11 protein-coding genes are annotated in these 12,473 nt (G+C 73.1%); 8 read left to right on the top strand and 3 right to left on the bottom strand.

Annotated features, from left to right (window positions below):
• Nucleotides 1-127: 127 nt before the first annotated feature.
• From OG730_RS30205 to OG730_RS30185, 5 genes are all read left to right on the top strand, one after another.
• The gene (locus OG730_RS30205) at nucleotides 128-1,453 is read left to right on the top strand and encodes a DUF2252 domain-containing protein (RefSeq protein WP_327309483.1); all 1,326 of its coding nucleotides are present in this window, start codon (nucleotides 128-130) and stop codon (nucleotides 1,451-1,453) included.
• 50 nt (nucleotides 1,454-1,503) lie between these two features.
• Complete coding sequence (locus tag OG730_RS30200; protein ID WP_327307189.1) at nucleotides 1,504-2,193, top strand: hypothetical protein; 690 nt, start codon at nucleotides 1,504-1,506, stop codon at nucleotides 2,191-2,193.
• Between the two features lie 64 nt (nucleotides 2,194-2,257).
• The gene (locus tag OG730_RS30195) at nucleotides 2,258-3,055 is read left to right on the top strand and encodes a DsbA family protein (protein ID WP_327307188.1); all 798 of its coding nucleotides are present in this window, start codon (nucleotides 2,258-2,260) and stop codon (nucleotides 3,053-3,055) included.
• Between the two features lie 112 nt (nucleotides 3,056-3,167).
• Nucleotides 3,168-4,853 carry an alkaline phosphatase D family protein gene (locus OG730_RS30190; protein ID WP_327307187.1) on the top strand — a complete coding sequence of 562 codons (1,686 nt, stop codon included), beginning with the start codon at nucleotides 3,168-3,170 and terminating at the stop codon, nucleotides 4,851-4,853.
• Nucleotides 4,854-5,075: 222 nt separating this feature from the next.
• Nucleotides 5,076-6,017, top strand: coding sequence for a zinc metalloprotease (locus OG730_RS30185; protein WP_327309482.1), 942 nt, complete (start codon nucleotides 5,076-5,078; stop codon nucleotides 6,015-6,017).
• A gap of 91 nt (nucleotides 6,018-6,108) precedes the next feature.
• Here OG730_RS30185 and OG730_RS30180 read toward each other — a convergent pair whose 3' ends face one another.
• On the bottom strand, nucleotides 6,109-6,678 hold the full coding sequence (locus OG730_RS30180; protein WP_327307186.1) for a dienelactone hydrolase family protein: 570 nt from the start codon (nucleotides 6,676-6,678) through the stop codon (nucleotides 6,109-6,111).
• 50 nt (nucleotides 6,679-6,728) lie between these two features.
• Between OG730_RS30180 and OG730_RS30175 the strand changes: the two genes are divergently transcribed.
• Nucleotides 6,729-7,772 carry a mechanosensitive ion channel family protein gene (locus tag OG730_RS30175; protein WP_327307185.1) on the top strand — a complete coding sequence of 348 codons (1,044 nt, stop codon included), beginning with the start codon at nucleotides 6,729-6,731 and terminating at the stop codon, nucleotides 7,770-7,772.
• Nucleotides 7,773-7,962: 190 nt separating this feature from the next.
• On the opposite strand, the gene OG730_RS30170 is transcribed toward OG730_RS30175, so the two are convergent.
• Together OG730_RS30170 and OG730_RS30165 are read right to left on the bottom strand one after the other, a co-directional pair.
• Nucleotides 7,963-9,414: a sensor histidine kinase gene (locus OG730_RS30170; RefSeq protein ID WP_442815054.1), complete on the bottom strand. Its 1,452-nt coding sequence runs from the start codon at nucleotides 9,412-9,414 to the stop codon at nucleotides 7,963-7,965.
• Entirely contained in the window at nucleotides 9,411-10,097 is a 687-nt protein-coding gene (locus OG730_RS30165; protein ID WP_327307184.1) for a response regulator transcription factor, read from the bottom strand. Before OG730_RS30165 ends, OG730_RS30170 begins: the two co-directional genes overlap by 4 nt.
• A gap of 72 nt (nucleotides 10,098-10,169) precedes the next feature.
• On the opposite strand from OG730_RS30165, the gene OG730_RS30160 reads away from it, so the two are divergent.
• Both OG730_RS30160 and OG730_RS30155 read left to right on the top strand, forming a co-directional pair.
• Nucleotides 10,170-11,360, top strand: a complete 1,191-nt coding sequence (locus OG730_RS30160) for a UDP-N-acetylglucosamine--N-acetylmuramyl-(pentapeptide) pyrophosphoryl-undecaprenol N-acetylglucosamine transferase (protein ID WP_327307183.1) — start codon at nucleotides 10,170-10,172, stop codon at nucleotides 11,358-11,360.
• A complete protein-coding gene (locus OG730_RS30155; RefSeq protein ID WP_327307182.1) occupies nucleotides 11,357-12,451 on the top strand; it encodes an SDR family NAD(P)-dependent oxidoreductase in 1,095 nt (364 codons plus the stop codon). Before OG730_RS30160 ends, OG730_RS30155 begins: the two co-directional genes overlap by 4 nt.
• Nucleotides 12,452-12,473 lie beyond the last annotated feature (22 nt).

The raw sequence follows: 12,473 nt of genomic DNA, 5'->3' as shown, positions 1-12,473 counted from the left end.
GGCAGCTATGAATCCTACGTGGCCCCAGTGACAGAAGACTGGCACTGACGGGTACGGTCATGCGTTGCACGACCCAACGGCAGTGTCCGAAATGCGATCCACCCCGCACCACCTGGAGGCACCCGCCATGGCGGTTCCCGAGACGACCGACGAGCAGCGCGCCGAGCAGATACTCGACGTGTTCGACATCGCCTTCGGCGAGCTGATCACCGCCGACCCCGCGGCCTTCCGGGTCAAGTTCCGCAAGATGGCGGCCTCGGCCTTCGCCTTCTACCGGGGCACCGCCTGCCTCTTCTACGCCGACCTGGAGCGCGAGCGGCACGGCGGCCCGTACCTCGACGAGCGCACCGGCCGGGTGTGGATCCACGGCGATCTGCACGCCGAGAACTTCGGCACCTACATGAACGCCCAGGGCCGGCTGGTCTTCAACGTCAACGACTTCGACGAGGCGTACGTCGGCCCCTTCACCTGGGACCTGAAGCGGTTCTCCGCCTCCGTCGCCCTGCTCGGCTACACCAAGGCGCTCAGCGACGACCAGATCAGCGAGCTGGTACGGATCTACGCGGCCGCCTACCGGGAGCGCATCCACGCACTGGCGACCGGGGCCAAGAACGAAGAGGTTCCCGCCTTCACCCTGGACACCGCCGACGGCCCGCTGCTGGAGGCGCTGCGCGCGGCCCGCCGCCGCACCCGTTTCTCGCTCCTCGACTCGATGACCGAGATCCGTGACTTCGAGCGCCGCTTCTCCCCCGGCCCCGGGACCATCGAGCTGGACGCGGCCACCCGGTACAAGGTGCTCGCCGCCTTCGACGGGTACCTGGAGACCCTTCCCGACGAATCCCTGGTCCGCCCGGACTCCTACCGGGTCAAGGACGTGGTGGGCCGCCGGGGCGTCGGGATCGGCTCGGCGGGCCTGCCCTCGTACAACATCCTGCTGGAGGGGCACAGCGACGCCCTGGAGAACGACGTCGTGATCTACCTCAAGCAGGCGCAGACCCCGGCCGTCTCCCGGCACATCACGGACCGGGCGGTGCGGGAGTACTTCCGGCACGAGGGGCACCGCACCGTGATCTCCCAGCGGGCCCTGCAGGCGCACGCCGACCCGTGGCTCGGCTGGACGGAGCTGGACGGGGCCGGGCAGCTCGTCGCGGAGGTCTCCCCGTACGCGGTGGACCTGGACTGGTCGGACCTGGACGACCCGGAGGAGATCGCGGCCGTGGTCGCGGACCTCGGCCGGGCCACGGCGACCATGCACGGAGCGGCGGACGCGCAGGAGAGCGGCCAGACCCTGGTCCCGTTCTCCACCGAGCGGGCCATCGACGCGGCCATCGCCGCCGACGAGGAGGGCTTCGCGGACCTGCTGGTGGACTTCGCCCACGCCTACGGCGCCCGGGCCCGCGCCGACCACCAGATCTTCGTGGACCTCTTCCGCAACGGCCGGATCCTCCCCTAGACAGGGACCGAGGGCCCGCTCACACAGGGACGCGTGGCACACTCGCGACGATGGACATATCCGGGGTGGGTCTCCGAGGGCTGCGGGCCGCGCTGTTCAGCGCGGTCGTCGTGCTGCTCTCGACCGGCTCGCACGTCCTGATGTCCCGGGCGCCGCTGCCTCCCGCCCTGGTGGGAGGGGCCTTCGCCGCGGTGTTCGCGATCGCCTTCGCCCTGGCCGGACGCGAGCGGGGCCTCGGCCACATCGCCGGGCTGCTCGTTCCCCTGGAACTGGCCGCCGACACCGTCCTGACCTCCGGCCAGCACCTCTGCTACGGCCCCGCGGGCGGCCCCGTCTCGGGTCCGCTGCGCGCCATGGGGCTCGCCGACTTCTGTGGCGGCAGCCCGGTGGGCGGTGCGCTGGCCGAGGTCGGCGGGCCCGCCGGCCCGGCCGCGCTGCTGCCCGCACCCGGACCGTGGACGCCCTGGCTGCTGCTGGGCGCGCACGTATCGGTCGGACTGCTCGCCTCGCTGTGGCTGCACCGCGGGGAGCGGGCGCTCGGCCGGCTGCTGCGCGCGGCGTCCGCCTGCGCCTTCCGCCCGCTGCGGATGGCCTCGGCCCGCGCCGCGCGGGCCCTGGCTCCGCTACGGCTCTCGCCTCCGGCGGCGCTGCGGAGCACGGTGGCCCGTACCCGCTTCCCCGCGCACTCCGTGGGACGGCGGGGACCTCCTCGCGCACACGGCGCCTTCGCCCGCGCCTGACGTACGAGGACAGTCCCCCCTTCCAGCCGGCTCCACCGCGGAGCCACACCCCACGGAGATCATGATGAGCGCACGCAACAGCCAGGCGAACAAGGCGGCGGCCCGCGAGAAGCTGCGCGTCGAGCGCGAGCAGCAGGCCAAGAAGGCCAAGATCCGCCGGCAGGTGTTCGTGGCCGGCGGCGTCGTGGCCGCCCTCGCCCTGGCCGGCGGCGTCGGCTACGCCGTCGTCCAGTCGAGCAAGCCGAGCGCCTGGGAGAAGGCCGCCGACGCGCCCCTGGTCGCGCCGAAGAACACCTCGGGCGAGAACAACACCACGGTGGTCATCGGCAAGGCCGACGCCAAGAAGACCCTGGAGCTGTACGAGGACGCGCGCTGCCCGGTCTGCGCGAGCTTCGAGCAGGCGGTCGGCCCGCAGGTCAAGAAGGACGTCGACGCCGGCAAGTACAAGATCCAGTTCATCGGCGCCACCTTCCTGGACAAGGGCTTCCCCGGCACCGGTTCGAAGAACGCCCTGAGCGCCCTGGGCGCGGCCCTCAACGTGAGCCCCGAGGCGTTCCTGGAGTACAAGACGGCCCTCTACTCCGCGGCGAACCACCCGGAGGAGAAGGACGACAAGTTCGCCAAGGACGACTACCTGCTCTCGGTCGCCGATCAGGTCCCGGCGCTCAAGGGGAACGCCGAGTTCAAGAAGGCGGTCGAGGACGGCACCTACGACCGGTGGGCGCTGGAGATGTCCAAGACCTTCGACAAGAGCGGGGTGACGGGCACGCCGACGCTCAAGATGGACGGCAAGAAGATCGACCCGCTGCCGCAGTCGCCCGAGGCGTTCACGACGGCGATCGACAAGGCCATCGCCGGCTGACCTCCTCCTCCTCGCGGCACCCCCGACGGACGGGCGAACTCCCAGAGTTCGCCCGTCCGTTGCTTTCACGGGTCTGGCACCGATCCGATACCCGCCAGTAATATGCCCGTCCGTGACCAGTCAACTCTCCCCCTCCGCCCCGGAATCGGCGACCGTGCCGACTCCCCGCCGCCGTACGGTCGTCCTGGCCGCGGCGGCCACGGCGGCACTCGTCCCGATCGCCGCGCTGGGCGCCGAAGCCGCCCACGCAGCCACCGGCGCCACCGAGGACGCCCCCTCCTTCCTGCACGGCGTCGCCTCGGGCGACCCGCTCCCCGACGGGGTCCTGCTGTGGACCCGCGTCACCCCGACCGCCGCGGCCGTACCGGGCTCCGGCGCGGGCCCGGCCGTCGCGGTGGGCTGGGAGATCGCCGAGGACAAGGCCTTCTCCCTGGTCGTCGCGAGCGGCACCGTCACCGCGAGCGCCGCCTCCGACCACACCGTCAAGGCCGACGTACGGGGCCTGCGGCCGCAGACGGCGTACTGGTACCGGTTCACCGCCGGCGGCGCCGTCTCCCCGGCCGGGCGCACCCGTACCGCCCCCGCCGCCGCCACCGCGCCCGCCGGGGTCCGCTTCGGCGTGGTCTCCTGCGCCAACTGGGAGTCCGGCTACTTCTCCGCGTACCGCCACCTGGCCGCGCGGGCCGATCTGGACGCCGTCCTGCACCTGGGCGACTACATCTACGAGTACAAGAGCGGCGGCTACCCGGAGGCGAAGTACGTCGTACGACAGCACGAGCCGCTGCACGAGATCCTCACCCTGGCCGACTACCGCACCCGGCACGGGAAGTACAAGACCGACCCCGACCTCCAGGCCCTGCACCAGGCACACCCGGTCATCGCGATCTGGGACGACCACGAGATCGCCAACGACACCTGGTCCGGCGGCGCCGAGAACCACGACCCCGCCACCGAGGGCTCCTTCGCGGCCCGCGCGGCCGCCGCCCGCCAGGCGTACTTCGAGTGGATGCCGGTGCGCACCTCCACCGAGGGCACCGTCTACCGCAGGCTGCGCTTCGGCACCCTCGCCGACCTGCACCTGCTGGACCTGCGCACCTTCCGCTCGCAGCAGGCCGGCATCGGCAGCGGCGCCGTGGACGACCCGGAGCGCAGCATCACCGGGCGCGCGCAGCTGGACTGGCTGAAGGCCGGGCTCGCCGGCTCGCAGGCCACCTGGAAGCTGGTGGGCACCTCGGTGATGATCTCGCCGGTGGCCTTCGGCTCGCTGCCCGCGCACCTGCTGGGACCCCTCGCCGAGCTGCTCGGACTGCCCGCGGGCGGCCTCGCGGTCAACGTGGACCAGTGGGACGGGTACACGGACGACCGCCGTGAGCTGCTCGGGCACCTGACGGACCGTTCCGTCCGCAACACCGTCTTCCTGACCGGCGACATCCACATGGCCTGGGCGAACGACGTCCCGGTGACGGCGGCCACCTACCCGTGGTCGCGGTCGGCGGGCGTGGAGTTCGTGGTGACGTCGGTGACCTCCGACAACATCGACGACCTGCTGCACGTGCCGGCGGACACGGTCTCGCTGGTGGCCGAGACGGCGATCAAGGCGGCCAACCGGCACGTGAAGTGGCTGGACATGGACGCCCACGGCTACGGCGTGCTGGACGTGACGGCCGAGCGCTCGCAGATGGACTACTACGTGGTTTCGGACAAGCGCCGCCAGGACGCCACGGCCGCCTGGGCGCGCTCGTACCGCACGCTGAACGGGACCCAGAAGGTCGAGCGGGCGGACCGGCCGGTGCGCTGACATTCGGCCGGATTTCCGGTTCGGAGGGGCACTTGGCGTAGACCAGGTGCCCCTTCGTCATCAGAAGCAACAAATCTTTTACGTAGACCACTTGACCTGTTTATGACATGCGCACGTAAGATTCCCGCCAGCTGAGGAGATCCCTCCCGCTCAACCCCCCACTCGCGAGGAGCACACGTGCGCGCTCTTGCCCGCATATCCCCCCTTCTTCGCCGCCGCCTCATGGGTGCCGCCGTACTCACCGGCACCCTGGCCTTCACCCCGCTCGCCGCCCCCACCACGGTCGCGGCCGCCAAGACCGGCGCGGAGGTGTGCGCCGAGGACGCCTCCGGCGCCGCGGCCAACGCCCGTGTGGCGCGCCCGAAGGACCAGCACGCGGCCGAGCCGAACGAGGTCACCGAGGCCCAGTCCAAGGCGATGGACGCCGAGCTCAAGGCGAAGCTGGACAAGATCTCGAAGCAGCCCCGCAGCCTGCGCGCCGCCGAGGCCGCCACGAGCATCCCGGTGTACTTCCACGTCATCCACTCCGGCACCACCGGAAAGCTGACGGCCACCGACATCAGCAAGCAGCTGGCGGTCCTGAACGCGGCCTACGCCGGCCAGGGCACCGGAAACGTCGACACCACCTACCAGTTCACCCTGGCGGGCACCGACTACACGGACAACGCGAGCTGGTACAACCTGGCTTCCGGCTCCACGGCCGAGAAGACCATGAAGAGCACCCTGCGCAAGGGCGGCAAGAACGCCCTCAACTTCTACACCGCCAACCTCTCCGGCGGGCTGCTGGGCTGGGCCACCTTCCCCAGCTCCTACGCCTCGCAGCCGTCGATGGACGGCGTGGTCGTCCTGGACACCTCGCTGCCGGGCGGCTCCGCCGCCAACTACAACGAGGGCGACACCGCGACCCACGAGGTCGGCCACTGGATGGGGCTCTACCACACCTTCCAGGGCGGCTGTAACGGCGCGGGCGACTCCGTCTCGGACACCCCGGCCGAGAAGAGCGCGGCCTTCGAGTGCCCGACGGGACGGGACACCTGCGCCAGCAAGGCGGGCGTCGACCCGATCCACAACTTCATGGACTACACGTACGACTCCTGCATGTACCAGTTCACCGCGGGCCAGGTGACCCGCATGAAGAGCATGTGGACGGCGTACCGCGCCTGACGCACCGGCGTTGCGACACACGCGTGAAGAAGGGGCCCCGCGAGCGGGGCCCCTTCCGCGCGTCCGCGCCTGAACACCGTCCGGATGCCCTCTAAATACCGTCGAGGAAGGCGAGGGCGACCGCCCAGGCCTGCTCCGCGGCCTCGGCGTCGTAGTCGTCCAGCCCCGGGTCGGTGAACAGGTGCCCGGCCCCCGGATAGCCGTGGACCTCCACGTCGGCTCCGGCCTTGCGCATCCGCAGGTACCAGGCCGTCAGCCAGTCGTGCGGCTCGAAGGGGTCCGGGTCGGCGATGTGCAGCTGCACCGGCAGCTCGTCGACGTACGCGTTCTCCTCCAGGTCGGCCGTCCCGTGCAGGAGCAGCAGCCCGCGCGCCTTCTCGTCGGCGAGCGCCAGGTGCTGGGCGACCGAGCCGCCGAAGGAGAAGCCCGCGTAGACCAGGCCCTGGTCGGAATAGGGGGCCGAGGCCAGGACCGCCCGCTTCAGCAGCTCGTCACGGCCGATCGCGTCCCGGTGGGCCATGCCCTCCTCGACGGTCTCGAAGGTGCGTCCCTCGAAGAGGTCCGGCACCTGGACCTGGTGCCCGGCCGCGCGCAGCCGGTCGGCCGCCTCCCGCACGGCGGGCCGCAGCCCGTACGTCGAATGGAAAAGCATGATGTTCATGCCCCCATCGTGCCAGTTTCCAGCGACCCCCTCCGGTTACGTTGGCCTGCATGGACACGGACTCCTTCCTGCGCCCGATCGCGGCCGTCGCTGGCACCCTGGCCATCACCCTGCTCGCGGGCTGGCTGCTGGACCTGCTGCTGCGCCGCGCCGACGCCCGGCACAGCGAGACCCCGCTGTGGGGGCTGCTGCGCCGCTGCCGCCCGCCGTTCCTGGTGGTCCTGGCCGCGTCCCTGCTCCAGGCCGTGCGCCGGCGCGCGGACGGCCCCGGGCACGTGCTGACCCTGGTCCTGATCGCGGCGGCCGCGTGGCTGCTGATCCGCATCACGACGGCGATCGTGGACTCCACGTACGCCCGCTACGCCGCCGACGCCTCCGACCAGGCCCGGGTGCGCCGGGTCCGCACGCAGGTCACCCTCATCCAGCGGGTGGTCACGGCGGTGGTGATCGTGGTGGCCCTCGGCGCGATGCTCCTGACGTTCCCCGAGATGCGGACGGTCGGCACCTCGATGCTGGCCTCGGCGGGCGTGCTCGGCATCGTGGCGGGCATCGCGGCGCAGGCCGCCCTCGGCAACCTCTTCGCCGGCCTCCAGATCGCCTTCGGCGACACCGTCCGGATCGGGGACACGGTGGTGGTGGACAAGGAGTGGGGCACGGTCGAGGAGATCACCCTCACCTTCCTCACGGTCCGCACCTGGGACGAGCGCCGGATCACGATGCCGGTGTCGTACTTCACGAGCAAGCCCTACGAGAACTGGTCGCGCGGTGGCGCGCAGATGACGGGCACCGTCTTCTGGCACCTGGACCACAGCGCCCCGGTGGACCTGATGCGCGAGGAACTCCAGCGGATCCTCAAGACCATCCCGGAATGGGACGGCCGCACCGGCTCCCTGGCCGTCACCGACACCACCCCGCACACCATCCAGGTCCGCGCGGTGGTCACGGCGAAGGACGGCGACGCCGTCTGGACCGTCCGCTGCGCGGTCCGCGAACGCCTGATCACCTGGCTGACCACCCACCACCCGTACGCCCTCCCCCACATCGCCACCACGGAGGCATCCCTCCCACCGAAATCCAGCCCCTCCGGCGTTTGAGGAGCGGGGTCTGGGGCGGAGCCCCAGGGGGTCCGGGCACAGCCCGGGGCCCCTCCCCAGCCCGTCCGGCGTTTGAGGACCGGGTCCGGGCAGAGCCCGGGGAACGGGCGAAGGGCGGGTAGGGGAACTCCGCCCGCGCAGCGGCAAAGGTCGCAGCGGGGACTCCGCGGGGCCGGGACCAGGCCGGGCGTCAGCCGGGAGCTGCGAAGACCAGCCGGAACAGCGCGCCCCCACCCGGGGCACCCTCGGCGACGAGCTCCGCATCGTGCGCCCGCGCAATCTGCCGAGCCATCGCCAGCCCCAGCCCGGACCCCGGCAGGGCCCGCGCCGCCCCCGCCCGGTAGAACCGGTCGAAGACGTACGGCAGGTCCCCCGCCGCGATCCCCGGCCCGTGATCCCGTACGGTCACCTCCGCCCCACCGTCCCCCCGGACGCCCAGCGTCACCTCCACCTCCGCCCCGGCCGGGCTGAACTTCGCCGCGTTGTCCAGCAGGTTGGACAGCAGCCGGCTCAGCCGCGCCGGCACTCCCGCCACCACCACGGCCTCCTCCCGGGACGGCCCCCGTACCCGGAACGCCACCCCCGGCCAGTGCGCCCGCGCGGCCCCCACGCAGTACTCCACCAGCGGAGCCAGCCGCACCTGTTCCACCAGCAGCTGCGGCTCCTCGTCGCGGGCCAGCTCGATCAGGTCGTTGACCAGCCCCGTCACCTCCCGCAGCTGCCTCCCGAGCGCCAGCGAGGCCCGTTCCCGCTGCTCCGCCGTCAGCCGGTCCCCGCGGGCCAGCAGCTCCGCGTTCGTGCGCAGCGCGGTCAGCGGGGTCCGCAGTTCGTGCGAGGCGTCCGCGACGAGCCGCCGCTGCGCGGTGACGGACTGCTCCAGCTCGCCGAGCATGGTGTTGAAGCTCCCGGCCAGCCGGGTGATCTCGTCCTCGCGGCCGTGCCCGGGGGCCGGCAGTTCGATCCGGTGTCTCGGATCCCGGGTGGCGGCGATCCGCTCGGCGGTGGCGGTGAGCCGGGTGACCGGCGCCAGACCCGTCCGCGCGACCCAGTACCCGAGCAGCGCGGCGAGCAGCACTCCGCCCGCGGCGGTGACGGCGAGCCGGCGGGCGGCCCGGTCGATGCCGGTCTCCACCGAGTCGGAGCGCACCGCGACCTGGAGGGCCCGGTCCTTGAGGAAGTCGGTGGTGAGCATCCGCGCGGGATGTCCCTCGACGACGATGTCCGTGTAGAAGGGGGCCAGTTCCCGGGCGGCCACCAGCCGGGTGGCCGGGGCCACCGGCATCCGGTAGGCGTTCTCCCCTCCCCGCGGGTCCTTGCGCGGGTCGACCGGGACGATCTGGACGCAGGCGGGCGCCGCCAGGTACCGGCAGTCCCAGGCGGCGGTCCCGGGCGGGGAGTCCCCGTACTGCTTCGCGGCGAGCCGGGCGGCCTGGGTCAGGCTCAGGTCGAGCTGCTGGTAGAGCGCGGAGCGCCCTTCGAGGAAGGCGGCCGTGCACACGCCGAGGGCCACGAAGGCCACCGCGGCGGTGACGGCCAGCGCCAGCCGGGTCCGCAGCGGCCACCTGCGCCGCCACCCCGCGCCGGCCCCGGATCCCCCGCCAGGTCCCCCGCCAGGTCCCCCGCCGGATCCCCGCCCGCTCACGCGGCGTCCAGCCGGTAGCCGACCCCGTGCACGGTGTGCACCAGCCGGGGCTCGCCGCCCGCCTCCAGCTTGCGGCGCAGGTAGCCGACGTAGACGGCCAGGGAGTTGGAGTCCGGCCCGAAGTCCCGGCCCCACACCAGTTCCAGGACCAGCTCGCGCGGCAGCACCTGCCCGGGGTGGCGCAGCAGCAGTTCGAGGAGCGCCGACTCGGTGCGGCTGAACTCCAGCGGCCGTTCGCCGCGCCGCCCGGTGCGGGTGGCGGGGTCGAGGACGAGGTCCCCGTACGCGAGCACGGGCGCGCCCCCGGCCGGATCGTCGGGGGCGGCCCGCCGCAGGAGGGCCCGTACCCGGGCCACGAGCTCGTCGAGCGCGAACGGTTTGACCAGGTAGTCGTCGGCGCCCGCCTCCAGCCCGTCGACCCGGTCGCTCACCGCGTCCAGGGCCGTGAGGACGAGGACGGGCGTCCGGTCGCCCACCGCCCGCAGCTGCCGGCAGACGGCGAGCCCGTCCAGCACCGGCATCATCACGTCGAGGACCACCGCGTCCGGCTGCCAGAGGGCCACCTCGGACAGCGCGGCCAGCCCGTCGGCCGCGCCGCGCACCTCGTACCCCTCGACGGCGAGGCCGTCCTCGACGGCGGCCCGCACCTCGGGCTCGTCGTCCACCACCAGAATCCGCTGCATGCGGCAAAGCCTCCCAAATGCTCCGGGAGAACCTCTTAGAACCTTCTTAGGGCGCACCGGAAGTCTGCGTCCATGACCTCCTCATCCTCCCCCTCAGCGCTCTCCGTCGTGATCGGTGCGGGCGGCACCGGCGGCCACATCTATCCCGGCCTCGCCCTGGCGGAGGCGCTGCGCGCCGCCGTCCCGGGCGCGACGATCTCGTTCATCGGCACCGAACGCGGGCTGGAGACCGAGCTGATCCCGGCCGCCGGCTACCGCCTGCACACCGTGGACATGATCCCCTTCGACCCGGCGCTGGGCGCCAAGCGCTTCCTCCTCCCGGCGGCGCTGCTGCGCTCGGCCGGGCAGGCGCGGGCCGTGATCCGGGCCCAGGGCGCGCACGTGGCCGTCGGCATGGGCGGCTATCCGAGCGCGCCCGCCGTGCTCGGGGCCCGGCTGGCCGGACTGCCGGCGGTGATCCACGAGTCCAACGCGGTACCGGGCCGGGCGAACCAGTTCGCGGCCCGCCTGACCCCGCACATGGCGGTGGCCTTCGACCGCAGCCGGGAGCACCTGGCGGGCGGGGCGCGGGCGCTGACCACCGGAATGCCCATCTCCGCCGCGCTGTCGGGCCTGGCCGAGCTGTCCCGCCCCGAGCGGGCCGCCCTGCGCGCGGAGGCCCGGCGGGAGCTCGGGGTGCCGGACGGGCGGCGGCTGGTGGTGTTCAACGGCGGCAGCCTGGGCGCCGTGCGCCTGACCTCGGCCGCGGCCGGGCTGGCGGCCGCCTGGCAGGCGCGGGAGGACGTACAGCTGCTGATCAAGACGGGTCCGGCGACGCTCTCGGACACGCTGGCCGCCCTGTCCGCCTCCGGCGGGGGGCGGATCGCGCGGGCCGTGGCGTACCTGGACCGGATGGACCTGGTCTACGCGGCCGCCGACCTGGTGGTGTGCCGGGCGGGCTCGGCGACGGTGGCCGAACTCGCCGCGACCGGGGTCCCCGCGGTCCTGGTCCCCTACCCGTACGCCCCGGGCGACCACCAGACGCACAACGCCCGGGTGCTGTCCGACGCGGGCGCCGGCCTCCTGCTGGCGGACGCCGAGGCCACGGCCGAGCGCCTCGCGGAGCTGCTCGCCCCGTTGCTGGCCGACCCGGCGCGGCTGGCGGCGATGGCCGGCGCCGCCGATCCGGGCCCGCACGCACGGGCCGCCGAACTGCTGGCCTCGCAGGTCCTGCGGGTCGCCGGCTTCCCCTCCTTCTCCCCCACTCACCTGGAGCTCGTATGACCACGCACGTCCCCACGCACGTCCACACGCACGTCCACACGCCCGAGCCCACGCCCGAGCCCACCCCCACGCTCGCCCTCACCCCGGCGCGCACCCCCGCCGACTGGAGCGGCCGTACGGTCCTGGTCACCGGCGCCGAGGGGTTCATCGGCTCCACGCTCGTCGACCTGCTGGTCGCGCGGGGCGCGAAGGTGCGCGCCTTCGTGCACTACAAGCCGTACGCCGAGAAGGGCCACCTGGCCCGGTACCTGGCCGACCCGGGCGGCCCGGTGGAGATGTGGGCCGGCGACGTCCGCGACGCGGGCCGGGTCAGCGACGCGGTGGCCGGCTGCGACACGGTCTTCCACCTGGCGGCGCTGATCGGGATCCCGTACAGCTACGCCTCGCCCGGCGCGTACGTCCAGACCAACGTCACCGGTACCGAGAACATGGCCGAGGCCTGCCGCCGCCACGGCGTGCGCCGGCTCGTCCACACCTCCACCAGCGAGGTCTACGGCACGGCCCTGACGGCCCCGATCTCCGAGAGCCACCCGCTCCAGCCGCAGTCCCCGTACTCCGCGTCGAAGATCGGCTCGGACATGATGGCGCTCTCCTTCCACCACGCCTTCGAGCTGCCGGTGACGGTGGTCCGGCCGTTCAACACCTACGGCCCCCGCCAGTCGGCCCGCGCGGTCATCCCCACCATCCTGGCCCAGCTCCACTCGGGCGCCCGCGAGGTCCGCCTCGGCTCCCTGACGCCCACCCGGGACTTCACCTACGTCACCGACACCGCCGCGGGCTTCCTCGCCGTCGCGGAATGCGACCGGGCCCTGGGCGAGGTGGTCAACCTCGGCACCGGGGAGGAGATCTCCATCGGCGACCTGGCCCGCGCCCTGATCACGGCCTCGGGCCGGGACGCGGAGGTGGTCGTCGACCCGGCCCGGCTGCGTCCCGCGGGCAGCGAGGTGCAGCGCCTGCTGTCGGACAACACCCGGGCCCGCGACTGGGCCGGCTGGAAGCCCGAGGTCTCCCTCCAGGAGGGCCTGACCCGCACCTCGGAGTGGATAGCCGCCCACCTCCACCTCTTCGCCCCGGACCGCTACCAGGTCTGAGGCCACGCCCGGTGGCCGCAGC

The sequence above is a fragment of the Streptomyces sp. NBC_01298 genome, assembly GCF_035978755.1.
In the GTDB taxonomy this organism is placed as follows: domain Bacteria; phylum Actinomycetota; class Actinomycetes; order Streptomycetales; family Streptomycetaceae; genus Streptomyces.
The sequence above is the reverse complement of the archived record's forward strand: the minus strand, read 5'-3'. Positions and strand labels throughout refer to the sequence as shown.